General features: G+C 73.2%; 24 protein-coding genes, 2 tRNA genes and 1 pseudogene. 11 read left to right on the top strand and 16 right to left on the bottom strand.

Annotated features, from left to right (window positions below; genetic code table 11):
* Positions 1 to 23 precede the first annotated feature (23 nt).
* Positions 24 to 998 (bottom strand): phosphotransferase family protein, encoded by a 975-nt coding sequence (locus tag AC1C2W_RS04790; RefSeq protein WP_495412523.1) that lies wholly within the window; start codon positions 996 to 998, stop codon positions 24 to 26.
* A 77-nt stretch (positions 999 to 1075) separates the two neighbouring features.
* Positions 1076 to 1358: pseudogene (locus tag AC1C2W_RS04785) on the bottom strand (RidA family protein); the annotation flags it as partial.
* A gap of 322 nt (positions 1359 to 1680) precedes the next feature.
* On the opposite strand from AC1C2W_RS04785, the gene AC1C2W_RS04780 reads away from it, so the two are divergent.
* Positions 1681 to 2235, top strand: a complete 555-nt coding sequence (locus AC1C2W_RS04780; protein ID WP_495412522.1) for a helix-turn-helix transcriptional regulator — start codon at positions 1681 to 1683, stop codon at positions 2233 to 2235.
* Here the strand turns inward: AC1C2W_RS04780 and ettA are convergent.
* The 6 genes from ettA to AC1C2W_RS04750 form a co-directional block, all read right to left on the bottom strand.
* Positions 2211 to 3893 (bottom strand): energy-dependent translational throttle protein EttA, encoded by a 1683-nt coding sequence (gene ettA, locus AC1C2W_RS04775; protein WP_495390170.1) that lies wholly within the window; start codon positions 3891 to 3893, stop codon positions 2211 to 2213. The two genes, AC1C2W_RS04780 and ettA, sit on opposite strands and share 25 nt — an antisense overlap.
* Before the next feature lie 135 nt (positions 3894 to 4028).
* Entirely contained in the window at positions 4029 to 4553 is a 525-nt protein-coding gene (locus AC1C2W_RS04770; RefSeq protein ID WP_495390169.1) for a single-stranded DNA-binding protein, read from the bottom strand.
* A 49-nt stretch (positions 4554 to 4602) separates the two neighbouring features.
* Complete coding sequence (locus tag AC1C2W_RS04765; protein WP_495412521.1) at positions 4603 to 6243, bottom strand: GTPase; 1641 nt, start codon at positions 6241 to 6243, stop codon at positions 4603 to 4605.
* Positions 6240 to 7913 (bottom strand): GTPase, encoded by a 1674-nt coding sequence (locus tag AC1C2W_RS04760; RefSeq protein ID WP_495390167.1) that lies wholly within the window; start codon positions 7911 to 7913, stop codon positions 6240 to 6242. The genes AC1C2W_RS04765 and AC1C2W_RS04760 overlap by 4 nt, the downstream gene beginning before the upstream one ends.
* A gap of 102 nt (positions 7914 to 8015) precedes the next feature.
* Positions 8016 to 8882, bottom strand: coding sequence for an NAD(P)-dependent oxidoreductase (locus tag AC1C2W_RS04755; RefSeq protein ID WP_495412520.1), 867 nt, complete (start codon positions 8880 to 8882; stop codon positions 8016 to 8018).
* Positions 8879 to 9775: an NAD(P)-dependent oxidoreductase gene (locus tag AC1C2W_RS04750; protein WP_495412519.1), complete on the bottom strand. Its 897-nt coding sequence runs from the start codon at positions 9773 to 9775 to the stop codon at positions 8879 to 8881. The genes AC1C2W_RS04755 and AC1C2W_RS04750 overlap by 4 nt, the downstream gene beginning before the upstream one ends.
* A gap of 126 nt (positions 9776 to 9901) precedes the next feature.
* On the opposite strand from AC1C2W_RS04750, the gene AC1C2W_RS04745 reads away from it, so the two are divergent.
* Positions 9902 to 10282, top strand: a complete 381-nt coding sequence (locus tag AC1C2W_RS04745) for a winged helix-turn-helix transcriptional regulator (RefSeq protein WP_495412518.1) — start codon at positions 9902 to 9904, stop codon at positions 10280 to 10282.
* Between the two features lie 6 nt (positions 10283 to 10288).
* Here AC1C2W_RS04745 and AC1C2W_RS04740 read toward each other — a convergent pair whose 3' ends face one another.
* A complete protein-coding gene (locus AC1C2W_RS04740) occupies positions 10289 to 10867 on the bottom strand; it encodes a CGNR zinc finger domain-containing protein (protein ID WP_495412517.1) in 579 nt (192 codons plus the stop codon).
* A 109-nt stretch (positions 10868 to 10976) separates the two neighbouring features.
* Here AC1C2W_RS04740 and AC1C2W_RS04735 point away from each other — a divergent pair, with 109 nt between their 5' ends.
* Complete coding sequence (locus AC1C2W_RS04735; protein ID WP_495412516.1) at positions 10977 to 11885, top strand: EamA family transporter; 909 nt, start codon at positions 10977 to 10979, stop codon at positions 11883 to 11885.
* Between the two features lie 73 nt (positions 11886 to 11958).
* On the top strand, positions 11959 to 12141 hold the full coding sequence (locus AC1C2W_RS04730; RefSeq protein ID WP_495387543.1) for a hypothetical protein: 183 nt from the start codon (positions 11959 to 11961) through the stop codon (positions 12139 to 12141).
* Between the two features lie 48 nt (positions 12142 to 12189).
* On the opposite strand, the gene AC1C2W_RS04725 is transcribed toward AC1C2W_RS04730, so the two are convergent.
* Positions 12190 to 12621, bottom strand: coding sequence for a group I intron-associated PD-(D/E)XK endonuclease (locus AC1C2W_RS04725; protein WP_495387544.1), 432 nt, complete (start codon positions 12619 to 12621; stop codon positions 12190 to 12192).
* A 99-nt stretch (positions 12622 to 12720) separates the two neighbouring features.
* On the opposite strand from AC1C2W_RS04725, the gene AC1C2W_RS04720 reads away from it, so the two are divergent.
* The 4 genes from AC1C2W_RS04720 to AC1C2W_RS04705 all read left to right on the top strand — a co-directional run bounded on the left by AC1C2W_RS04720 (position 12721) and on the right by AC1C2W_RS04705 (position 14083).
* A tRNA-Arg gene (locus tag AC1C2W_RS04720) sits at positions 12721 to 12794 on the top strand.
* Between the two features lie 175 nt (positions 12795 to 12969).
* Positions 12970 to 13149: a hypothetical protein gene (locus AC1C2W_RS04715; RefSeq protein WP_495412515.1), complete on the top strand. Its 180-nt coding sequence runs from the start codon at positions 12970 to 12972 to the stop codon at positions 13147 to 13149.
* A gap of 162 nt (positions 13150 to 13311) precedes the next feature.
* Positions 13312 to 13950: an oligoribonuclease gene (gene orn, locus AC1C2W_RS04710; RefSeq protein ID WP_495387546.1), complete on the top strand. Its 639-nt coding sequence runs from the start codon at positions 13312 to 13314 to the stop codon at positions 13948 to 13950.
* 57 nt (positions 13951 to 14007) lie between these two features.
* Positions 14008 to 14083 (top strand) — tRNA-His (locus AC1C2W_RS04705).
* Between the two features lie 72 nt (positions 14084 to 14155).
* Here the strand turns inward: AC1C2W_RS04705 and AC1C2W_RS04700 are convergent.
* The gene (locus AC1C2W_RS04700) at positions 14156 to 15061 is read right to left on the bottom strand and encodes an ATP-grasp domain-containing protein (protein ID WP_495387547.1); all 906 of its coding nucleotides are present in this window, start codon (positions 15059 to 15061) and stop codon (positions 14156 to 14158) included.
* A 9-nt stretch (positions 15062 to 15070) separates the two neighbouring features.
* On the bottom strand, positions 15071 to 16132 hold the full coding sequence (locus AC1C2W_RS04695; RefSeq protein ID WP_495387548.1) for an ABC transporter ATP-binding protein: 1062 nt from the start codon (positions 16130 to 16132) through the stop codon (positions 15071 to 15073).
* 96 nt (positions 16133 to 16228) lie between these two features.
* Here AC1C2W_RS04695 and AC1C2W_RS04690 point away from each other — a divergent pair, with 96 nt between their 5' ends.
* The 3 genes from AC1C2W_RS04690 (at position 16229) to AC1C2W_RS04680 (ending at position 18750) form a co-directional block, all read left to right on the top strand.
* Positions 16229 to 16900: an ABC transporter permease gene (locus tag AC1C2W_RS04690; protein WP_495412514.1), complete on the top strand. Its 672-nt coding sequence runs from the start codon at positions 16229 to 16231 to the stop codon at positions 16898 to 16900.
* The gene (locus tag AC1C2W_RS04685) at positions 16897 to 17586 is read left to right on the top strand and encodes an ABC transporter permease subunit (RefSeq protein ID WP_495387550.1); all 690 of its coding nucleotides are present in this window, start codon (positions 16897 to 16899) and stop codon (positions 17584 to 17586) included. The genes AC1C2W_RS04690 and AC1C2W_RS04685 overlap by 4 nt, the downstream gene beginning before the upstream one ends.
* A gap of 120 nt (positions 17587 to 17706) precedes the next feature.
* Positions 17707 to 18750: a glycine betaine ABC transporter substrate-binding protein gene (locus AC1C2W_RS04680; protein ID WP_495412513.1), complete on the top strand. Its 1044-nt coding sequence runs from the start codon at positions 17707 to 17709 to the stop codon at positions 18748 to 18750.
* 111 nt (positions 18751 to 18861) lie between these two features.
* Here the strand turns inward: AC1C2W_RS04680 and AC1C2W_RS04675 are convergent, their stop codons facing one another.
* The 4 genes from AC1C2W_RS04675 to AC1C2W_RS04660 all read right to left on the bottom strand — a co-directional run bounded on the left by AC1C2W_RS04675 (position 18862) and on the right by AC1C2W_RS04660 (position 22308).
* The gene (locus tag AC1C2W_RS04675) at positions 18862 to 20508 is read right to left on the bottom strand and encodes a monocarboxylic acid transporter (RefSeq protein WP_495387552.1); all 1647 of its coding nucleotides are present in this window, start codon (positions 20506 to 20508) and stop codon (positions 18862 to 18864) included.
* Positions 20505 to 20849, bottom strand: a complete 345-nt coding sequence (locus tag AC1C2W_RS04670) for a DUF485 domain-containing protein (RefSeq protein ID WP_495387553.1) — start codon at positions 20847 to 20849, stop codon at positions 20505 to 20507. The genes AC1C2W_RS04675 and AC1C2W_RS04670 overlap by 4 nt, the downstream gene beginning before the upstream one ends.
* Positions 20850 to 20973: 124 nt before the next feature.
* Positions 20974 to 21789: a tRNA (guanosine(46)-N7)-methyltransferase TrmB gene (gene trmB, locus AC1C2W_RS04665; protein ID WP_495387554.1), complete on the bottom strand. Its 816-nt coding sequence runs from the start codon at positions 21787 to 21789 to the stop codon at positions 20974 to 20976.
* Between the two features lie 114 nt (positions 21790 to 21903).
* Positions 21904 to 22308, bottom strand: a complete 405-nt coding sequence (locus AC1C2W_RS04660) for a pilus assembly protein CpaE (RefSeq protein WP_495387555.1) — start codon at positions 22306 to 22308, stop codon at positions 21904 to 21906.
* Positions 22309 to 22316: the final 8 nt, after the last annotated feature.

The raw sequence follows: 22316 nt of genomic DNA, 5'->3' as shown, positions 1-22316 counted from the left end.
TCCGGGGCAAGGCGCCGGTCCGGTCAGGGTCCGAGGCGGCGGCGCAGCCAGGCCACGCAGGCCCCGCCCTGGGCACGCTGGAAGGCGCGGACGTGCGGGATGCCCGGGGGCGGCGGCTGCAGGGACGAGCGCACGAAATACCCGGTGAGGGCCACGAGGTACGCCGTGACGGCGGCCTGGTCCGTTCCCGCGGGCAGCGGCCGGCGGCGCAGCACCTCCTCCGGCTCCGGGCCGCCCTCGACCTGCACGGCCGGCAGCATCCCCACGAGGTCGCAGAACGCCGCCCCGCGCGCCGCGTTGGGCCAGTCGACGGCGAGCGCCCGCGTGCCGCCGCCCGGCCCGTCGGCCACGAGCAGGGCGTTGTCGCCCCGCAGGTCGCCGTGCACCAGCGCGCTTCCGGCGACCGCGGCCGGGGCTCCCCGCTCGACGTCGGCGAGCCGGTCGAGGTGGTCGGCCAGCCACGGGTCGTAGGTCGCGAGCCCGGCCGGGGTCTCGGCCGCGAGCAGCCGCATCTGCTCGGTCGGGAGCTCCGACGCGAGGTCGGGGAGCGCGCCCGCGGCGACGGTGTGCTCGCTCACCGCGACCGCGAGGTCGAGGACGGCCCGGAGGTCGCCGTCGTCCCAGGGCATCGTCGGTCCGCGGCCGTCGAACGTCTCGAAGGCGAGTGCGACCCACGCCTCCCGACCCGCAGCGCCGGACACCGGGATCTCGGTGGACCACAGGATCCGCGGCGTCGGGACGCCGTCGGGCAGCAGCGCCGCGCGCCGCGCCTCCTCGCGGTACATCCCGACCGTGAACGGGTGCTCGGGCCCGATCGCCTTGACGAACACCGCGCCGTCGTCGGTGCGCAGCGTGGAGGCGAGCCCTTGCGAGTAGCCGCCGTCGTGGCTGGTCCAGCTCCTGACGGTCGCGCCGAGGCGGGACTCGATCGCGGCCCGCACGGGCGCGGGCAGCCCGGGCCAGACGGGGCGGGTCCGGGTGGGGCTCGTGGCGCTCATCCCGGGAGTATCACCGGCCAGGGCAGTTCACCCCAATCATTTTGTGGCCCGCGGACGGGTGGGGCAGGGCATGGGTGCCCGTAGTGCCGGAAGAGCAGGTCGACGTCGGTGGAGTAGACGTTGAGCCGGACCAGGTCCGCGAGGGTCATGTCGGCCGCGTCGAGCACCGCCTCCAGGTTGTCGAGGCTCAGCGCCAGCCGCGCCGCCATGTCGCCGTCGTGCCGGGGTTCACCGCCGGCACTCATGGCCGTCTGGCCCGAGATGCACAGGGTCCGGCTGTGCCCGGAGACGGCCTCGCCCTGATTGCCCCCCCTCCACCGACCACGTCGCCAGGTTGACCGCCGTTCGTTCCGTCGCCACATCAGCTCCATTCGACTCGTGGGGCACGCCCGCCCGCCGGCTCGATGGCCGCCCGGGTTCCGGACCGACCTGACCGGGCTGACCGGGCTGACCGGGCTGACCGGGCTGAACCACGACGAGGCACTGGCCCTGCTGACCGCCGGGTCGAAGGGAGGCGGCCAGGTGTTCGGCCTCGGCTCGGCGCTTGCCTCGGCCCCGCGCAAGGGGGTCGACGCGCTGCCCCAGAACCACCGCACCACCGCGTTCGACGTCGCCCAGCGCTTCCTCGTCGACCCGGAGACCGACCTGCTCTCACGCCGGCACGTCACCGAGAAGGTGCACGGTGGACCCGATCGGCCTGGTCACCGTGCGCGCCAAGGGCTACCTGCTGGCCACGACGTCCGGCGCGGACCGTACCTACCGGATGTCCCGGATCCTGGCCGCCGAACTGCTGCCCGAGCCGGCCCAGCGTTCCGACAAGGTCGACCTGGGCCAGGCCTGGCGGGAACGTAGCACCCGATTCAGGGCCGGCGGCGAGCAGGTCAGCGTGCGGCTTCGGATGAGCCCGGCGCGGCGCGAGGAGCTGGTGGGCACCGCGCTGGCCGTCCACTCCGAGGAACCTGACGACCATGGCTGGCTGCGGCTGGAAGCGACGTTCCAGGACTCACGTCACGCCGAGTGGGCGCTGTGGCAGCTCGGCACGGACGCGGAGGCGCTGACCCCGCCGTCGTTGCGCGCGCCGCCCTGCGCGAGCGTGCGGCCGCCCCCGCCGCGCGCTACGGAGACCCCGACTCAGGCGCCACGACGACCGACGCCCCCGGCACCTCGGGGGTGTCGGGGGCGTCGCGCGCGGTGGCGTGCTCACAGTCGCGCTCAGTCGCGCGTGAGCTTGCGGTAGGTCACGCGGTGCGGGCGCGCCGCGTCCGCGCCCAGTCGCTCGACCTTGTTCTCCTCGTAGGAGGCGAAGTTGCCCTCGAACCAGTACCAGTTCGCCGGGTCCTCCTCCGTGCCCTCGTAGGCGAGGATGTGCGTCACCACGCGGTCGAGGAACCACCGGTCGTGGGAGACCACGACGGCGCAGCCGGGGAACTCGAGCAGTGCGTTCTCCAGCGAGCCGAGGGTCTCGACGTCGAGGTCGTTCGTCGGCTCGTCGAGCAGGAGCAGGTTGCCGCCCTGCTTGAGCGTGAGCGCCAGGTTGAGCCGGTTGCGCTCACCGCCGGACAGCACGCCCGCGGGCTTCTGCTGGTCCGGACCCTTGAAGCCGAACGACGCGACGTACGCGCGGGACGGGATCTCGACGTTGCCGACCTTGATGAAGTCGAGCCCGTCGGAGACGACCTCCCACAGCGTCTTCTTGGGGTCGATGCCGCCGCGCGACTGGTCGACGTAGGAGATCTTCACCGTGTCGCCGATCTTGAGCTCGCCGCCGTCCAGCGGCTCCAGGCCCACGATCGTCTTGAACAGGGTCGTCTTGCCGACGCCGTTGGGGCCGATGACGCCGACGATCCCGTTGCGCGGCAGCGTGAAGCTCAGGCCGTCGATCAGCTGGCGGCCGTCGAAGCCCTTCTGCAGGCCGGTGGCCTCGAGGACCAGGCTGCCCAGGCGCGGGCCCGCGGGGATCTGGATCTCCTCGAAGTCGAGCTTGCGCGTCCGCTCCGCCTCGGCCGCCATCTCCTCGTAGCGGGCCAGGCGGGCCTTGGACTTGGTCTGGCGGCCCTTGGCGTTCGAGCGCACCCACTCGAGCTCTTCCTTGAGACGCCTCGCGCGCTTGGCGTCCTTCTTGCCCTGGACCTGCAGGCGCTCCTGCTTCTTCTCCAGGTAGGTGGAGTAGTTGCCCTCGTACGGGTAGAGGCGGCCGCGATCGACCTCGCAGATCCACTCCGCGACGTGGTCGAGGAAGTACCGGTCGTGCGTCACGGCGAGGACGGCGCCGGGGTACGCCGACAGGTGCTGCTCGAGCCACAGCACCGACTCCGCGTCCAGGTGGTTGGTGGGCTCGTCGAGCAGCAGCAGGTCGGGCTTCTCCAGCAGCAGCTTGCACAGCGCGACACGCCGTCGCTCACCGCCGGAGAGCACCGTCACGTCGGCGTCCGGCGGCGGGCAGCGCAGCGCGTCCATCGCCTGCTCGAGCTGGGAATCGAGGTCCCACGCGTCCGCGGCGTCGATCTCCTCCTGCAGCGTGCCCATCTCGGCGAGCAGCGTGTCGAAGTCCGCGTCCGGCTCGGCCATGAGGGCGGAGATCTCGTTGAAGCGGTCGATCTTGGCCTTGATCGGGCCGACCGCCTCCTCGACGTTCCCGAGCACGGTCTTGTCCTCGTTCAGCGGCGGCTCCTGCAGGAGGATGCCCACCGTGTAGCCCGGAGACAGCCGGGCCTCGCCGTTGGACGGCTGCTCAAGGCCGGCCATGATCTTGAGGATCGTGGACTTCCCGGCGCCGTTGGGGCCGACGACGCCGATCTTGGCGCCGGGATAGAAGTTCAGCGACACGTCGTCGAGGATGACCTTGTCACCGTGCGCCTTGCGCGCCTTGTACATGGAGTAGATGAACTCAGCCACTGGCCCTGCTTCCACCGTTCGATCGCACGGAGAATCCGGAGATTCGGTTCGAGATGTGTCGAGACTGACGGCTCCGGCGGGAAGGCTGGAGGACCGGCATCTCGGCCGGTCCACCAGCCTACGCGACACGCGGCCTCAGCCACCGACCGGTACCGGCTCCTCGTCCGGCACGGGCTCGTCCTCGAGGGCGTCGGCACCCGCCGGCGTCCCGGCCCACGGGTCCTCCGCGGGCCCGACGTCGGAGCCCCCCGTCGCGTCGCCGGCCGCCCCGCCGTCGGCCCCGGCCCCGTCGCCGCGGTCCACGACGCGCGTGAACCGTGCCAGCCCCCGCGTGACGTCCGGGCCGACGGCGTTCGCGTCGATGACGAGCTGCCAGCGGTCCTTGCCCTCCCGGTCCTGCCACTCTTCGGTGGACAGCCGGCCCGTCACGACCACCGGGTCGCCCTGCGCGAGGGACCCCGCGACGTTGCGTGCCCCCGACCGGAACGACTTCACGGTGAACCACAGGGTCTGCCCGTCGGACCACTCGCCGCTGCGCTGGTCGCGCAGGCGCCGCGTGCTCGCCACTCGGAAGGTGGTCCACTCGACGTCGTTCGGCGACCGGTTCAGCGTCGGCTTGGTCCCGACGAAACCGTTCACGGTGATGCTGACCTCGTTCATGCGCTTCTCCTCGGCTCGCGCCGGCGGGGCGCCGGCGACAGGCCCAGGATCAGTCGCGCGACGCCCTCTCCGGCGAGGCCTTCGAGGAATCTGTGGACGACGACGCCAGATTGCGCCCTGTGGGCAGCGTCAGGACCCCGGTGAGCGGGTGCGACGACGGGAGCTCGGTGGCCGCCTGCGCCAGCTCGCGCACCCGGCGGTGCTCCAGCAGCAGCTTCTGCGTCGGCTCGCCGAGCCCCTCGGCGAGCACCCGCTCGAGGGCCGCCCGGCCCGCGGTAGCGACGGCCTGCTCACGACGCCGCGCCAGCCGCCGTCGGGCCGTCGTACCCACGAACCACACCACCACCGCCGCGACCGCGGCGGCGCCGGCGAGCCCGAGGAGCACCGCCGGCCACGGGGAGGCGAGGTCGAGCACGCCCGTGACCGCGAGCACCCCCGCCACCGCCGCCACCAAGGCCACAGCGGCCAGGCTCCACGCCGTCCGGCGCAGCACCCGGGCCGAGGCCGGGCCGCGGGTGTCGAGCGCGAGGCCGCGCAACGCCCCGGCCACGGAGGTGCGCAGCTGGTCGGCCCCCGCGACGGAGGCGGCCAGCGACCGCTGCCACCCCGGCCGCAGCGACGCCCCGGCGCGGGTGAGCCAGCGGGCCCGCGACAGCGCGACCGCGTCACGGTCCGGCGGCGGCACCTCGGGGCGGCCATAACCGTCGCGCACGGCGTTGCCCACCTGGCTCGCGACGGCCTCCAGGCCCGTCGCGGCGACGAGCGCGTCGAGCTCGCGCTGCACGGCCGGTGCCATCTGCCACGGCACCTCCGCCGGGGTCTGCGCCAGGAGCAGGCGCGCCGCCGCGTCGAGCTCGGCCGCCGCCCGGCCCGCCGCCACCGACCGCCGCGCGCACGCCTCTTCCAGCAGGCCCCGCACGCGGTCGATCCCCTCGCCCGTACGCGCCGAGACGCCCTGCACGTACACGCCGGTGAGGCCGTCGTCCTCCAGCAGCCGGGCCAGGTCGGCGAGCAAGTTCTCCCGTTGCGAGTCGGGGACGGTGTCCACCTGGTTGAGCAGCACCACCATCGACGACTCCGAGCCGACGGAGTCCCGCAGGTAGCCCGAGTGCAGCGCGTCGTCCGCGTACTTCTGCGGGTCCACCACCCACACGAGGAGGTCCACCAGCGGCAGCACCCGGTCGACGACCTCGCGGTGCGCCGGCTCGACGGAGTCATGGTCCGGCAGGTCGAGCAGCACCAGGCCGGCGAGCTTCTCGTCGTCGTCGCCGTCCAGCTCGCCGCCCTGCGTGATGCGGCGCTCGCGGTCCACGCCCACCCAGTCCAGCAGCGCCTCGGCGCCGTCGGACCACGAGCAGGCCGTCACGCGTGCCGTCGTGGGCCGCTTGACCCCGACGTCCGCGAAGCTCAGCCGGGAGACCTTGTTGAAGAGGCTCGACTTGCCCGAGCCGGTGCCGCCGGCGAACGCCACCACCGTGTGGTCGACGCCGAGCGCGAGCCGCTGCCGCACACCGTCGACGGCGGCCGCGACGCGGCTCGACGTCGCGTCGTCGAGCCGGGGGCCGGCGATCTCGAGCGCCTGGGCGAGGTCCTCGGTGCGCGCGCGAAGGGTGGCGTCGTGGGACGGGCCGTTCGTGGCGCCCGCAGTCCCCGCTGCCTCCGCGGTGTCGGCGTTCCCTGCGGACATCATGTCAGCCTCCTCAGCTCGGCGAGTCGAACGTGCAGCCCCGCGGCCGCGTCGTCGACGGAATCGGGCGGCCCCAGGGCGTCCAGCACGGCCTGCACCTCGGCGTCCACGACGGCGGCCGCGCGGTCGCCGAGGTCGTCGCGCAGGGTGGCGACGGGCCCGTCGGCCTGGTCGCCGAGCACGCGGGCCAGCAGCCGGTCGGCGTCGTCGCTGCCCGCGGCGGAGGCAAGGAGCAGCGTCGCGAGCCCGCGAGGGCCGAAGGCCTTGACCGCGGCCGCCAGGCGCGGCGCGCCGACGCTGGTGCCGGACCCGCTGGTGAGCTCCTCGACGAGCGCATCGGCCCGCGCCGCCCAGTCCGCCACGCGCCCCGGGACCCCGGACTCACGCGCGGCGGCCCGAGCGGCGCCGTCCGGCACGACCGCCTCGCCCCCCGCCGGGGCCCCGGGCCCGGCGAGCACGGCGCGCAGGCGCTCCTCGACCCGCGCACCCGACGCGACGAGCGTGCGCGTCGCCGCGTCGAGGACGTCCGACCGCAGCCCTTCCAGGGCCGCCTCGCGGGCCCGGCCGGCCCGCCGGGTGCTGCGTGCACGGTCACCGCGGACCTTCACGCGATCCACGCCCGCGGAGCCGGACAGCTCGCGCCAGCGCGCCTCGACGGACGCGCCCGCGACCACGCCGGCGTCCACCGCGTCGCGGCCCAGCCGCTCGGCCGCCGGGATCTCCTCCTCGGCCCGGCGCCGCAGCACGTCGGCCGCCTCCTGCTGCGCGTCGACCGCGTCCGCCAGCGACGTGACCCAGCCGGGCAGCGCGCCGAGCGCGCCCTTGAGGGTCCGCACGACGACGGCCCGCGACCGGTCGGGGCCGGCGAGCATGGTCAGCCAGCGCCGCACCGGCTGCACGACCGACGGGTCCAGCAGCCCTTCGTGCGGCCCGACGTCGGGGATCACGAACAGCGGGACGTCCGTCATGCCGTGCTCGCGCAGGCGCTGCAGCAGGTCGCCGCGCACCGTGGTGAGCGTGTCCTTCGGGACCCGGTTGAGCACCATGGCCACGGACGCGCCACGCTCGGTCGCCTGGGACAGCGCCTGCCACGGCAGGGCGTCGCCGTAGCGCGCGGCGGTGGTGACGAAGAGCCACAGGTCGGCGGCCTCCAGGAGCTGGTGCGCCGTGGATCGGTTCCGCTGCACGAACGAGTCCAGGTCGGGGGCGTCGAGCAGCGCCGTACCCCGGGGCACGCCCTCGTGCTGCACCACGCGCGACAGCTCCGTCACCGGCCCCGTCGACATCACGTCGGCGTCCAGGGGGTGGTGGGCGAGTACGGGCTCGCGCGTCGTGGGGCGCAGCACCCCGGCCTCGGAGACGCTCTCGCCGAGCAGCGAGTTGTACAGGGTGGACTTCCCGGCCCCGGTCGACCCGGCCACGACGACGACGGCCGGCGAGGACAGCTCCTTGAGCCGCGGCAGCAGGTGCTCGTCCAGCTGGGCGAGCAGCCGGTCCCGGGAGGCCGCCGCGTCCTCGGCGCCCTCGATCGGCAGCGGGAGCTTCACGGCGGCGACGTCGCGGCGCAGGTCGCGGGCGACGTCGTGGACGGTGACGCCGATCTCCTCGCTCGCCCCCGCCGCTCTCCTGCTCGCGGCGCGGCGCGAGGCGCGGGTTTCCAGGGAAGGGGTCACGGGCACATCCTTGCCGTTGGGACCGGCCGTGCCAAACGCGCACGCCGCACGGGCGGGCGATCCCCGTGCGGCGCGCGCCCCGGCCTCCACCGAGCCGGCGGGTCAGCGGCGGCGGAGGCACTCGTAGATCCGTACGAAGTCCTCCGCGCCGTGCCCCGCGTCGACCTGGCGGCGGCGCAGCTCCTCCACCATGGCGATGGGCGCGGGGTCGACGCCCTGTTCCTCGCTCGCGCGCACGAGGTGCCCCAGGTCCGACCAGTCCAGGGTCTGCGTGGGCACGGAGTAGTCGCCGCCGTCCACCACCTGGGCGTCGACGGCGAAGGCTCCCGTCATCGCGGCGAGGAACGGCGCCGCCCGGCGCGCGAAGCTCCGGGCATCGACGCCGTCGGCGCCCACCATCGCGGCACCGTGCAGGAATCCCGCGAACATCGTGTACATGCCGGACAGCATCGCGAGGTCCAGCAGCGACGCCCGGCCGGGGTCGTTGCCCTCGTACGCGCTCGTGGCCCACCGGTCCAGCAGGCCGCGGGCCTCGAGGAACACGCCCTCGTCGCCGCTGTACAGGATCTCCGCACCGGGGCCGCCGATCATCGGCGGGGTCCCGTCGAGGTACCGCACGTCGTGCCCGGACGCCCAGCGCGCGAGCTCGCGGGCCTCGTTCGGGGTGGTCGTGGTCAGGTTGACGACGGCGCGGCCCCGCAGCTGCTCGACGAGCGGATCGAGCGTCTCGTGCACCGACGCATGGTCGTCGAGGCAGACGACGACGGTCGGCGCCGCGAGGACGGCCTCCCGGGCGCCGGGCGCGCGGCGGGCGCCGCGCTCCAGCAGCTCCGCGTCGCGGCCAGGTGACCGGTTCCAGACCGTGACGTCGAGGCCGGCGTCCAGCAGGGTCGCGGCGAGCGCCCGCCCCATGACGCCGAGCCCGAGCAGCGCGACCGACCCCGGCTCCGTCGAGGTCGGGCCGGTCATCGCGGGTCCCGGATGCCGTCGATGACGCGCGTCCAGCTGTCGCCACCGTGACCGTCGTCGATCGCACGGCGGTAGTGCGCCTGGACGGCCCGCGGCAGCCCGACGTCGATCCCCGCCGTCGCGCTGGCGGTGACCAGGTGGTCGGCGGTGGCACCCATCATCGTCGCGGTGCTCAGGTGGCCCGGGTGCCGCCCGGCGTCGATCTGCTCGCCGGTGCTCGCCCCCTCGCCGTCGCCCGCCGCGAGCATCGCGGGGATGTCGGTCAGCGTGGTCAGCGCCTCGGGGAGGAACTCGCGCGCCGGGATGCCGGCGGTGCCGACCAGCGCGGTCGCGTGCATCAGGGCGGACAGGGCGGTCAGGAAGACGTCGAGCTGCGCCTGGTACATCAGCTGCGCCAGCCCGGGGTCGGCGCCGAGGTACCGCGGCTCGCCGATCCGCCCGAGCGCGTCGCGATGGCGGTCGAGCAGCTCCCGGGGCCCGCTGTAGTAGACGTAGGCGGCCGGCGTACCGACCGTCGGGGCCGGGCTCATCACTCCCCCGGTGAGGAACCCGGCGCCGTGCGCCGACGCCCAGTCGGCGGCCTCCCGCGTGCGCTGCGGCGTGTCGGAGCTGAGGTTGACGAGGGTGCGGCCGGCGAGCGCCTCGGTGGCGCCGCCGAGGACGTCGTCCATCGCCGCGTAGTCCGTGAGGCTGAGGACGACCAGGTCGGACGCCGTGAGCGCCGCGCGCGGGGTGGGGGCGAGGGCAGCGCCGGCGCGCACCACGCCGTCGGCGCGGGCCGGCGTGCGGTTCCAGACCGTGACCGGATGGGCGCCGGCCAGCAGGCTACGGGTCATCGCCTGGCCCATCGGGCCGAGGCCGATCACGGTGACCGGTGCGGGCTGGTGTGTCATTGTGCGGGCTCCTCTGGTGCGTCGGGTCGGAGTACCTCCATGCTCAGGGGGTACCGACACCCTGTGAAGTACGCACTATTTGCTGCGGTACTTACCGAAAGGGAAGTGCCCGGGAGGACGACGACGATGGCATCGACGAACCGACGCGGCCCCTACGTCTGCGGCATCGACGCCGCGCTCGACGTCGTGAGCGGCAAGTGGAAGGGCCTGATCCTCTGGGAGCTCGACGAGCATGGCGTCCGGCGGTTCGCGGAGCTGCGGCGCGGCCTGCCGGGGGTCAGCGAGAAGATGCTCACCCAGCACCTGCGCGAGATGGAGGCCGACGACCTCGTGGTCCGCACCGTCTACGCCGAGGTGCCGCCCCGCGTGGAGTACTCGCTCACCGAGCACGGGCGGGCCCTCAACGACGCACTCGGCCCGCTCGGCCTGTGGGGCATGGAGCGCATCCGGCGCGAGGGGCCGGAGCTGGTCGACCACGCCGACGCGGCGGCGATGCCCCGCCCCTGACGCCGGTCAGGGCCCCGGGGACCGGTGATAGTGCCGGCGCTGCCGCGTGCGGTTGCCGCAGTCGGCCGGGTCGCACCAGCGCCGGCTGTGGTTGCGCGTGGTGTCGAGGTACAGCCAGCGGCACTCCCGGCAGGCAGCCATCCTGCTCAGCCGCTCGGGCGACGCGAGCAGGTCCGCGGCGTCCAGGGCCAGCTCCCCGACCAGAGTCGGGGCCGTGTCGACCCAGCGCCCCGCCGACGCGCCGGCCGGGAACCGCAGGCGGCGGCGGGCGTGAGCGTCCGCGGCCAGGGAGCCGATCCGGTCGATGCCGGCGGCGTCGGGGGTCGCCCCATCGGCCACGGCGAGGAAGACGCGCGCGAGCAGCTCCCGGAGCGCCGGCAGACCGGCGCGCTCCTCGTCGGTCGGGGCGGGCAGCCCCGAGACCTCCGCCCACCGCGCCGCGTTCGTGGCCGGGTCGAGCCAGTCATGCTCCCGCTCGGTGCCGCGGTAGCTGACCAGGTTGGCGAAGTCCAGCGCAGGGCTGCCGCCGACGAGCTTGTAGGTGCCCCGGTAAGGACCGGGACGGAGATCGACGGGCTCCGCCACCTTCAGCCTCCTAATGTTCTATTGACGTTTAAGACGTTAGCATGGCAGGAAGCGTTCTCTCCCTCGGCATCGCCGGGTGCGGGCAGGAGGCGGGTCGGAGGTGAGAAGCATGACCGAAAGGGCGCGGGCACCTCGCCCGCTCACCCACCGCGTGCGACCCGAGCTCTTCTTCGTCGGGTCCGCGGTGTTCCACTACCTCGGGCCGTCGTTCGCCGTCCTGTTGTTCGCGCGGGTCGAGCCGCTCGGCGTGGCCTGGCTGCGCATCCTGACCGCCGGGGTCGTCTTCGCCGTCTGGCGGCGACCGTGGCGTGCGTGGGCCACCGCCGGCCGGAGCGAACGCCTCACGGTCGCGGCCTGGGGCGCCCTCCTGGCCCTGATGAACGCGAGCTTCTACCTCGCGATCGACGCACTGCCCCTGGGCACGGTGGCCGCGATCGAGTTCGCCGGCCCGATCCTGCTGGCCGCGATCGCCATGCGGAGCACCCGCAACGTCGCCGCGCTCGCGCTCGCCGTGCTCGGCGTGGCGGCGCTCAGCGAGGTGAGTCTGGCCGGCGCACCGCTCGGCTTCGTCTTCGCGCTCGTGAACATGGCGCTGTTCACCGGCTACATCGTGATCGGCCATCGTGTCTCCCGGCAGGAGCACCTGGCGGGGATCGACGGCCTCGCCGCGGCCATGGTGATCGCCGCCGTCGTCGCCCTCCCCGTCGGCGTCGCGGACGCGGTCCCCGCCTTCGTCGACCCCGTCGCGCTCGCCGCGGCGGTCGGCGTCGGCGTCACCTCGTCGGTGATCCCCTACGCGCTCGACCAACTGGCCATGCGGCGCCTCGCCCGTGGCACCTACGCACTCATGACCGCGCTGCTGCCCGCGACCGCCACCGTCATCGGCGTCGTCGTCCTCGCGCAGATCCCTACCGCCGCCGAGCTGGTCGGCGTTGGGCTCGTCGTCGCCGCCGTCGCCGTCCACCGCGAGCCCTCGCCGGCGGAGGCCGCCCCCCGAACGATCAGGCCACGCGGCTGATCGGATCACGCACCGGGCCCAGCTGGCACCGGTGCACCTTCGTCGAGTGTTTGAGACCCCTCCCCTGCCTGCCATGACTCCCGCGGCAGCACGGCCTACGGTGCGGCGCGCCGAGCGGACCGGCCGCATCATCAATGTGAGCTCGGTCGGTGGCCGAGCGCCCACCCCGCTCGGCCGCTGGGGCATGGAGCGCATCCGGCGCGAGGGGCCGGAGCTGGTCGATCATGCCGACGCGGCGGCGATGCCCCGCCCGTAGCACGAGCACCGCACGGACCGGTCCGATGCGGACCGGTCAGATCTGGTGTCAGCGATGGCAGACCAGATCGGCGAGGTTGCGGAACGTGGCGGCGTCGAGCACACCGCTTCGTTGGCCGTTCCTGCTCGGCGTGATCCTGAGCGTGACCGACGCTCCATGGGCGTGTGGCCGGATGTAGTAGCACTCGTCGGTCTCAGGGCAGTAGATGCACACGATATCGATCGCGTCCTTGTCCGCCGGCTCGGCGTGAGTGCCCTGGCCATCGTTCCAGACCGACCGGAAGTGGACCGTGATCGCACCGGAACGCGCCGCGCGATACTTCACCTGCAGCCGATGGAAGGCACCGTCCGCGTAGGCGACGAGATCGAACGGCGCGTGCGCTGTCGCAGGGAAGAGCACGACGAAGCCCTGACCGACGATGTCCGCGTGCGCCTTGGCTACACCGAGGTCGCCCTTGTCCTTGGTGTGATGCTGCGCCATCTCGCAAGACTAGCGGATGGGTATTCCATTGCTCTACGTCTGAATGCCTCGTCTGGCCTGGTCAGTGCCAGCACGTGCTGGGCTAAACTCTGCTCGCTTGCCCCCGTAGCTCAGTTGGATAGAGCAGGTCACTTCTAATGACCGGGTCGCGGGTTCGAATCCTGCCGGGGGCACCGATCAGCTGCCGTGGAGCAACGCTGCTCCACCTGGGAAAAAGCCGTGCGTCCGCGGTATGGCGCCCGGCAGACTCGTGCCTGCACCGCGGTGACGCGCGGCCGGTCCTACACCGGTCGCACGGGTGGTCCCTGGCCCGGACCAACGACCCACGTCACGAAGGAAATCACCATCATGTTCCCTCCGGAGAACCTGCTTCTCGTGCAGGCCATCCAGCGTGAACGCCTCGAAGAGGCCGAACGCCATCGCACCATCCTCCGACTGCGCGAGCAGCGCAAGCTGCGCCCGCAGCCGAACACCCACCGACGGCGCACGAGCATCGCCCGGTGGTTGTACAACTGGCTCAACGCATGACACCCGCAGGCGGCCGCCGGCCCACCACCGACCGGCAGACGCCACCCCCACGAGGGCCCCGGGGCCCGGACGGTTCACACCGAACTCGTCCGGAGCACCGGGGCCCTCGTCATGTCCGGGGCGGCGACCCGGGGGCCCGCGCACGGACCGTAGGCTGACCCCGTGAGCCCTGCGAACCCGAACGAACGCATCGTGTGGATCGACTGCGAGATGACCGGCCTGGACGTGCGCGCCGACGCCCTCGTCGAGGTCGCCGCCGTGGTCACCGACTCCGAGCTCAACGTGCTCGGCGAGGGGGTCGACGTCGTCATCTCCCCGCCGACCGCGTCCCTCGAGCAGATGAACGACTTCGTGCGTGACATGCACACCACCTCCGGACTCATCGAGGAGCTGCCGGCAGGCGTGTCGCTCGAGGAGGCCGAGCAGACGGTGCTCGACTACGTCCGCGCCTGGGTGCCCGACCCGGGCAAGGCGCCGCTCGCCGGCAACTCCGTCGGCACGGACAAGATGTTCCTCGACCGGGACATGCCCGCGCTCGTGGGCCACCTGCACTACCGGATCGTGGACGTCTCGTCGATCAAGGAGCTGGCCCGCCGCTGGTACCCGCGCGTGTACTTCGCCTCCCCCAAGAAGGACGGCGGCCACCGGGCCCTCGCAGACATCCTCGAGAGCATCGACGAGCTGCGGTACTACCGCGAGGCCCTGTTCGTGCCCCCGCCCGGCCCCGACACCGCGACCGTGCGCGCCGTGGCGGCCCGGATCAGCGAGACGTCCGTCACCCGGCTGGCCGCAGGTTCCTGACCAGCCCTTCGGAGCAGGTATGCTTCTGGTCGGCCGGTGCGCAAGCAGCCGGTCATGGTGGCTATAGCTCAGTCGGTAGAGCGCCTGGTTGTGGTCCAGGAGGTCGCCGGTTCAAGCCCGGTTAGCCACCCCAGCAGGACAAGGCCCACCACGGTCGAGGGTTCGCCCTCGACCGCGGTGGGCCTTTCTCGTCGGCCGCGCGGCGTCAGGCCCGCGCGACGATCGCGTCCGCGAACGCGTCGAGCGTCGCGGCGGTGCCGGAGTGCTGCATCCACAGGGACGGCTCGGTGAGCTCCAGCTCGATGACGAGCGGCATGCCGTCGTCCCGCGTCACCAGGTCCACGCGCGCGTAGAGGAACGGGCTCTCGCCCCCCACCTGCTCGCGCGCCACGGCGAGCGCCTTCTCGGCCACGTCCACCTGTTCGGGCGTGGCGACGGCCGGTGTCATCCGCTCCGCGGCGTACAGTTCTTCGGAGGCCTGCGCCGGGCCGGTCAGCAGCGCGTGCTTGCGCACCGCGTGCCGCAGCTCGCCGTCGACGAAGACGAGACCCGTCTCCCCCGCCGTGTCCACGGACGTCACGTACGGCTGGATCATCACGGCCCGCCCGCCGTCGAGCAGGTCCACCGCGTGCTTGATGGCGAGCGCCCGCGACTGCGCGGAGACAGGCTGGTAGCGGCCCGCGTCCTGCGCACCCGCGCTGACGACGGGCTTGACGACGAAGTCGCCGAAGGCCGGCATGCGCGTGTGCACGGCCCGCTTCGACAGGTGGCGGTCGGGGTCGAGCCAGATCGTCGGGATGACGGGCACGCCCGCGTCCTCCATGGTGCGCAGGTAGCCCTTGTCGGTGTTCCAGCGCAGCACCTCGGCGGGGTTCTCCAGGCGCGGCACCCGCTCGGCCCACGCGAGGAACTCGTCGCGGCGGGGCGAGTAGTCCCAGGTGGAACGGACGACGACGAGGTCGTACACCGACCAGTCCACATCCGGGTCGTCCCACACGACGGCCTCGGCCACCACGCCACGCTCGGTGAGCGCGGCGAGCAGCGGGCGGTCGTCGCTGTCGAGCTGGGGCAGGGCGGAGCAGGTGGCGAGGCCGACGCGGGTGGAAGTCACCCGGTGAGCCTAATGCGACGGCTCGGGCGCCGCGGCGTCGGCCGCCCGACGCAGGCCGCCCAGGATGCCGGCGGCCGTGAGCGAACCGACGACGTCCCCGCCCTCGCCCGTCACGGGCACCCGGCCCTGGGACGACGTCGGGAGCGCGGCGACGGCCTCGAACGCGTCGGCGAGCGTCGCCCCGAGGGCGACGGGTCGCGGCGCGGGCTGCACGACGAGGCTCGCGTCCTCCAGGTCCTCCCGCTCGACGCGGGCGAGCGCCAGCATGCGCTGGTGCGCGCCGGACCCGACGAAGTCGCGCACCCGGTCCGTCGCGGGGTGCGCCAGCACGGTCAGCGGCGACGCGACCTGCTCCAGCCGGCCCCCGCGGGACAGCACCGCCACCCGGTCGCCCAGGCGCACCGCCTCGTCGACGTCGTGCGTCACCAGCACCACGGTGGAGCCGACCTCGGCCAGGATGCGCGACACCTGGTGCTGCAGGTCCCGGCGGCGCTCCGGGTCGACGGCGCCGAACGGCTCGTCCATGAGGAGCACCGGCGGGTCGGTCGCGAGGGCCCGCGCCACCCCGACGCGCTGTCGCTCCCCGCCCGAGAGCTGGTGCGGGTATCGGCGGCCGTACTGCCCCGCGGGGAGGCCCACGAGCTCCAGCACCTCGTCCACCCGCGCCCGCACCTGCGCGCGGTCCCAGCCGAGCAGCCGCGGCACGGTGGCCACGTTCGCCGCCACCGTGCGGTGCGGCAGCAGGCCGACGTCCTGGATGACGTAACCGGTGCGGCGGCGCAGGGCGACCGGGTCGACCTGGGTCACGTCCGCCCCGTCCACGAGCACGCGCCCCGAGCTGAGCTCGACGAGGCGGTTGATCATCCGCAGCGTGGTCGACTTGCCGCAGCCGGACGGGCCGACCAGGGCCAGCACCTCGCCGGGTTCCACCGTGAGGCTCAGGCCCTCGACCGCGACCGTGCCGTCCGGGTAGGCCTTGCGGACCGAGTCGAGCTCGATGCCTGCGGACAGACGGGCGGGTCTCGACGGGGAGGTGGCGCCGGACGTCGAGGCGGGGTGGGCGGCGGGCATGGGAGCGAGGCTATCGAGGGCGTCCCACACGCCGGGCCGCGGCGCGCCGGGCCGGCAGCGCGCGGGCCGTCGGTGGGCCCCGCTAAGTTCGAGCACATGATCGCCACCGCCGCGGACAACCCGTGGTTCTCGTGGTCCTACGTGACCGCGAACGCCGACGTCCTGTGGGCGCGCACCTCCGAGCACGCGCTGCTCACGGTGGAGGCGGTCGCGATCGCCGCGGTCATCGCGGTCCCCCTCGGGCTGATCGCGTCCCGGGTCCGCTGGCTCGCCGGCCCCCTGCTGGGCGCCGCCGCGGTGGTCTACACGGTCCCCTCGCTCGCGCTCTTCGCGATCCTCGCGCCCATCATGGGCATCGGGCGCCAGCCCGTCCTGCTCGGGCTGGTCCTGTACGCACTGCTCGTCATCCTGCGCAACACCGTGACCGGCCTCGACGGCGTGGACCCGGCGGCGGTCGACGCCGCCCGCGGGGTGGGTCACGGCCCGCTGCAGGTGCTCGCCCAGGTCCGGCTGCCGAACGCGCTGCCGAGCATCGTCGCCGGGCTACGGCTCGCGACGGTCACGACGGTGGCGCTGGTCACCGTGGGCGTCGTGGTGGGCTACGGAGGGCTCGGGCAGCTCATGTTCCAGGGCTTCCGCAACAACTTCTACCGGGCGGAGATCGTGACGGCCACCCTCGCCTGCGTCGTGCTCGCGCTCGTGCTGGACCTCGTGCTGTGGGCCGCCGGGCGCGCCCTCACTCCGTGGTTGCGCGGGAGGTCGGCATGAGCGGCGTGCGCGCCGGCGTCGTGGACGAGGCCGTCGCCTACCTCAACGACCCGCTGAGCTGGACCGGCCCCGGCGGCATCCTCGAGCTGGGGCGCGAGCACCTGCTGCTCACGGCCGCGGCCGTCCTCGTCGCCGCGGCAGTCGCCCTGCCGGTCGGCGCCGGGCTGGGCCACGGCCGCCGCGGCGGCGGCGTCACCGTGTGGCTGACCAACGCCAGCCGCGCCGTCCCCACCCTCGGCATCATCCTGCTGCTCGCCACGGCGGGGCTGTTCGGCGACGGCGCCACCGTGGTGGCGGCCGCCCTGTTCGCCGTCCCGGTGCTCCTGGTCAACACGTACGAGGGCGTGCGCGGGGCCGACCCGTCGGCGCGCGACGCCGCGATCGGCCTCGGGATGCCGGGCCGTCAGGTGCTCACCCGGGTCGAGCTCCCGCTGGCCACCGGGCTCGTCGCCGCCGGCATCCGCACCGCCGTCGTGCAGGTCAGCGCCACCGTGCCGCTCGCCGCGCTGGCGGGCGGCGGCGGCCTCGGGCAGATCATCGCGCTCGGCATGGGCACGCAGCGGTACGGGCAGGTGCTCGCCGGCGGCGTGCTCGTCGCGCTGCTGGCGCTGGTGCTCGACGGCGTGTTCGCCGTCGTGCAACGCCTCGTCACCCCGGCTCCCCTGCGCGCCGCCGCCCGGCGGTGAGCGCGTCCGGGGAGCGGGATCCACGGACCGGTTGCCCCGCCGGGACCCTCGCGGTCGAATAGGGCGATTCCCCCACCCACCCTGGAAGCACCCCTGATCCCTCCACGGACGGAGAGCACGATGACCTCCCACCGCTCGACCACCCTGCGTCGCACGACGGCCGCCCTTGCCGCCGCCGTCGGCGTCGCTGCCCTGCTCGCCGCCTGCGGCGAGCCCGGCTCGGCAGGAGGTGGCGGGTCGTCCGCCCCCGCCGCCTCGGGCGACGCGGCCGCCACCTGCGAGGCCGTCCCCGGCGACGCCCTGGTGGTGCTCGAGGACGACAAGAAGTTGCAGACGGTCGACAACATCATCCCGGCCGTCAACGCCGAGGCCGCGGCGCAGTCCCCCGACCTGATCCCGCTGCTGGACACCGTGTCGGCCGCGCTCGACACCGACACGCTCATCGAGCTCAACAAGGCGGTCGACATCGACCGCAAGACGTCCGAGGACGTCGCGGCGCAGTTCGTCGAGGACGCCGGCCTCACCGCCGACGACGCGTCCGCCGGCGAGGGGGTCAGCGTCGCCATCGGCGCGGCGGACTTCGCCGAGAGCGCGACCCTGGGCAACATCTACGCCGACGTGCTGCAGAGTGCCGGCCACGACGCCACCGTCACCACGATCGGCAACCGCGAGACGTACCTGCCGGCCCTCCTCAAGGGCGACCAGGTGCAGGTGGTGCCCGAGTACGTCGGCACGCTCACGGAGTTCCTCAACAAGGACGCCAACGGCGCCGACGCCGAGCCGGTCGCGAGTGGTGACCTGGACGCGACGGTCGACGCCCTCACGAGCCTGGGCGACGACGCCGGCCTGGTCTTCGGCGCGCCGTCCCCGGCGCAGGACCAGAACGCGTTCGCCGTCACGGAGGCGTTCGCCACCGAGCACGACCTCACGACGCTGAGCGACCTGGCCGCCGCCTGTGGCGGGCTCGTGCTCGGCGCCGGGCCGGAGTGCACCGAGCGCCCGTTCTGCCAGCCCGGCCTCGAGGAGACCTACGGGCTGTCGTTCGCCGAGTTCCGGTCCCTGGACGCGGGCGGCCCGCTGACCAAGGCCGCGCTGCAGAAGGGCGAGATCACCCTCGGCCTGGTGTTCAGCTCCGACGGCTCTCTGGCGACGTCGGGCAGCTGAGACCCACCGCGAGAGAGAACCCAGTTCGCCGAGATGGAGAAGCTCGGGGGGCACCGCGACTGGTCGCGGTGCCCCCCGAGCTTCTCGGCGAACTGGGTTCTCTCTCGCGGACTAGTGCTTGGCGGTCGCCCTCTCAGCACCGGCGCCGGTGAGCGACCGGACCTCCATCTCGGCGAACTTCTCCGGGTGCGGCTTCTCCTTCGACACGAAGGTGCCCACGATCCCGAGGATGAACCCGAGCGGGATCGACACCAGGCCGGGGTTCGTGAGCGGGAAGATGTCGAAGTCGGCGCTCGGGAACATCGCCGTCTCGTTCCCGGACACCGTGGGCGAGAGCACGATGAGCAGGATGCACGAGATCAGACCGCCGTAGATGCTCCACAGCGCGCCCGAGGTGTTGAACCGCTTCCAGAACAGCGAGTACACGATGGTCGGCAGGTTGGCAGAGGCCGCGACCGCGAACGCGAGCGCCACGAGGAATGCGACGTTCTGGTTCTGGGCGAAGATGCCGCCGATGATCGCGATGATGCCGATCACCACGACGGTCCAGCGGGCGATCCGCACCTCGGAGTCGGCCTTGACCTTCCCCTTCTTGATCACGTTGGCGTAGATGTCGTGCGAGAAGCTCGCCGCCGCCGTGATCGTCAGCCCGGCCACCACCGCGAGGATCGTCGCGAACGCCACCGCCGAGATCAGGCCGAGCAGGATCTCACCGCCGAGGGCGAACGCCAGGAGCGGCGCGGCCGAGTTGACCCCTCCCGGCGCGGCGAGGATCGCGTCGGGACCCACGAGCGCGCCCGCGCCGTACCCGAGCACCAGCGTGAACAGGTAGAAGATGCCGATCAGCCAGATCGCCCACACCACCGAGCGCCGCGCCTCCTTGGCCGTGGGCACGGTGTAGAACCGCATCAGCACGTGCGGCAGGCCGGCGGTGCCGAGCACGAGGGCCAGCGCGAGCGACAGGAAGCTGAGCTTGGTGGTGCCCGACTCGCCGTACTGCTTGCCCGGTTCGAGCAGCGCCTGGCCACCCGGCCCGGCCACGTCGACCGCCCCGCCGAGCAGGTCGGAGAGGTTGAACCCGAACTTGGCCAGCACCCAGAACGTCATGATCGCGGCGCCGACGATGAGCAGCACGGCCTTGATGATCTGCACCCAGGTGGTGCCTCTCATGCCGCCCACCAGCACGTAGAGGATCATCAGCGCGCCGACGACGGCGATGACGAGGCTCTGCCCCGCCCGGCTGTCGACGCCCAGCAGGAGCGCGACCAGCCCCCCGGCACCCGCCATCTGCGCGAGCAGGTAGAAGAAGACGACCAGCAGGGTGGCGAGCGCGGCCGCCATCCGGACCGGCCGCTGGCGCAGCCGGAACGAGAGCACGTCCGCCATCGTGAAGCGGCCGGTGTTGCGCAGCAGCTCCGCGACGAGCAGCAGCGCGACGAGCCAGGCCACGAGGAAGCCGATGGAGTACAAGAAGCCGTCGTAGCCGTTGACGGCGATGGCACCGCAGATGCCGAGGAACGACGCAGCGGACAGGTAGTCGCCCGCGATGGCCGTGCCGTTCTGCGGGCCGGTGAAGTTACGGCCGCCGGCGTAGAAGTCGGCGGCGGACTTGTTCTGCCGCGACGCCCGGAAGACGATCACCAGGGTGACGACGACGAACGCGGCGAAGATGCCCATGTTCACCAGAGGATTGCCGACATCGGTCGCCTCGGCGGCGAGCACGACGGGGGTGGGGGAGGCGGTCAGCAGGCCGGTCACAGTTCGTCCCCCTCGATCTCGCGCCGCAGGGCGTCGGCCCGGGCGTCGAACTTCCGGTTCGCCCAGCGGGCGTAGAGCATCGTGATGACGAACGTGGTGACGAACTGGCCGAGCCCGAACAGCAGGCCGACGGTGATGTTGCTCGCGCCCAGCCGGATGCTCATGAAATCGTGCGCGTAGTTGGCGAGCAGCACGTAGACGAAGTACCAGACGAGGAACAGCGCCGTCATCGGGAACACGAAGTTGCGGAAAGCCCGCCGCAAACTCTGGAACTCTGCCGACCGCTGCACCCTCTGGTACTCGGTCTCCCCGGGCGGCCCTGCCGTGGACAGGTCGGTCATGATGCCTCCGTTGGCTCATGCGGGTGGCCGAGGCAACGCTGCCCCGGGCGATAACGTTTCGCGAGGCACACCCTGCTAGAGGCGGGCGGTGTGGCGCAAGTCACTACGCGGGCGGGTCCACAGGTCAGCGGCGGACGTACTCAAGGTCGGTCACGACCCGTCCCGCGGCGGAACCCTTCTTCTCGAAGCTCGTGAGCACGCGGCCATCGAAGCGCGGCGCCCGCTCCCCCGTCCCAAGCGCGTTGCGGAAGTCGGGGGCGGCATCGAGCACCGCGATCATCTGCTCCGCGTAGTGCAGCCAGTCCGTGGCGAGGCGCCAGACGCCGCCGGGGCGCAGCACGCGGGCCGCGAGCTCGGCGAAGGCCGGGGTGACGAGGCGCCGCTTCTGGTGCTTGGACTTGTGCCACGGGTCGGGGAAGAAGACCCACAGCTCGTCGACCGACGCGGCGGGCAGGGCGGTGGCCAGCAGCTCCGCGGCGTCGGCCTGCACCAGCCGGAGGTTCCCGAGCTCGTTCCCGGGGGCGCCCCCGGCCCGACCAGGGTCGGCACCCGCATGGCCGGCCCGCACGATCGCCTGTGCCAGGCCCGGGGTGTACACCTCGACGGCGAGATGGTCGCGCTCGGGGTGCGCGGCCGCGGCCGACACGATCGCCTCGCCCTGCCCGGACCCGATCTCGAGCACCAGCGGCGCCGCGCGACCGAAGACCTGCGCCGGGTCGAGCCGCCACGACGGGTCGACCGACGTCACCGTGAGGTCGCGCGGCACCTCGACGACGTACCGGTCGCGCCGCGTGTCCCACGCCTTGCGCTGGGCGGTGGTGAGGCGCGCGCTGCGCCGCACGAAGCTCACGGGCTGGCGGCGGTACAGCGGCAGCTCAGCGGCGGCGCGGGTGTCGGCACCGGGGCCGTCGGCGGGCTCGGACGTCACGGGATCGGGCACGGGTCAAGGGTATGCGGGCCCGGCGCCCGGTTCCGACAGCCCGGTTCTGACAGCCCGGTTCTGACAGCCCGGTTCTGACAGCCCGGTTCCGACAGCCCCGTCCGCCGGCCCTCCTCAGGAGCTGAGCTCGACGAGGGCGAGCAGCGCCTTGCCGTAGGCCCCGGTCGGTTCGGGGTCGGCGAAGGCCCGGTGCTCACCCAGCAGCTCGACCTCGACCTCGTAGCCGTCGTCCGCGCGGCGCAGGCCCAGGAAGGTGGTGCGCAGCAGGTCGCGCAGCTGGTCCTCGCGCGGTAGCCACAGCGTGTCCTCGATCGCGACGGAGTCGAGCGCCCATTCCGTGGTGCCGTTGAAGCCGAGGATGGTGCCGGTCGGGAAGTCGTGCGCCTGGATCGTCATCGTGCTGACGGTGAAGACGTCGGCGGACAGATCGGGGGCGTCGATGCGGAACCGGTCGCCGTCGGCGGGGTTCCACACCAGCCCCGCGTCGCGCAGCCGGGCCGCGAGCTCGGTGGAGATCATCGCCCCAT

The sequence above is a fragment of the Isoptericola sp. Y581 genome (assembly GCF_059445475.1).
The sequence above is the reverse complement of the archived record's forward strand: the minus strand, read 5'-3'. Positions and strand labels throughout refer to the sequence as shown.

Coding starts and splice junctions, on each gene's coding strand:
- AC1C2W_RS04790 (WP_495412523.1), bottom strand. CDS start 998: ATGAGCGCCACGAGCCCCACCCGGACCCGCCCCGTCTGGCCCGGGCTG.
- AC1C2W_RS04770 (WP_495390169.1), bottom strand. CDS start 4,553: ATGAACGAGGTCAGCATCACCGTGAACGGTTTCGTCGGGACCAAGCCG.
- AC1C2W_RS04765 (WP_495412521.1), bottom strand. CDS start 6,243: ATGATGTCCGCAGGGAACGCCGACACCGCGGAGGCAGCGGGGACTGCG.
- AC1C2W_RS04755 (WP_495412520.1), bottom strand. CDS start 8,882: ATGACCGGCCCGACCTCGACGGAGCCGGGGTCGGTCGCGCTGCTCGGG.
- AC1C2W_RS04750 (WP_495412519.1), bottom strand. CDS start 9,775: ATGACACACCAGCCCGCACCGGTCACCGTGATCGGCCTCGGCCCGATG.
- AC1C2W_RS04745 (WP_495412518.1), top strand. CDS start 9,902: ATGGCATCGACGAACCGACGCGGCCCCTACGTCTGCGGCATCGACGCC.
- AC1C2W_RS04735 (WP_495412516.1), top strand. CDS start 10,977: ATGACCGAAAGGGCGCGGGCACCTCGCCCGCTCACCCACCGCGTGCGA.
- AC1C2W_RS04730 (WP_495387543.1), top strand. CDS start 11,959: ATGACTCCCGCGGCAGCACGGCCTACGGTGCGGCGCGCCGAGCGGACC.
- AC1C2W_RS04725 (WP_495387544.1), bottom strand. CDS start 12,621: ATGGCGCAGCATCACACCAAGGACAAGGGCGACCTCGGTGTAGCCAAG.
- AC1C2W_RS04715 (WP_495412515.1), top strand. CDS start 12,970: ATGTTCCCTCCGGAGAACCTGCTTCTCGTGCAGGCCATCCAGCGTGAA.
- AC1C2W_RS04695 (WP_495387548.1), bottom strand. CDS start 16,132: ATGCCCGCCGCCCACCCCGCCTCGACGTCCGGCGCCACCTCCCCGTCG.
- AC1C2W_RS04690 (WP_495412514.1), top strand. CDS start 16,229: ATGATCGCCACCGCCGCGGACAACCCGTGGTTCTCGTGGTCCTACGTG.
- AC1C2W_RS04685 (WP_495387550.1), top strand. CDS start 16,897: ATGAGCGGCGTGCGCGCCGGCGTCGTGGACGAGGCCGTCGCCTACCTC.
- AC1C2W_RS04680 (WP_495412513.1), top strand. CDS start 17,707: ATGACCTCCCACCGCTCGACCACCCTGCGTCGCACGACGGCCGCCCTT.
- AC1C2W_RS04670 (WP_495387553.1), bottom strand. CDS start 20,849: ATGACCGACCTGTCCACGGCAGGGCCGCCCGGGGAGACCGAGTACCAG.
- AC1C2W_RS04660 (WP_495387555.1), bottom strand. CDS start 22,308: ATGATCTCCACCGAGCTCGCGGCCCGGCTGCGCGACGCGGGGCTGGTG.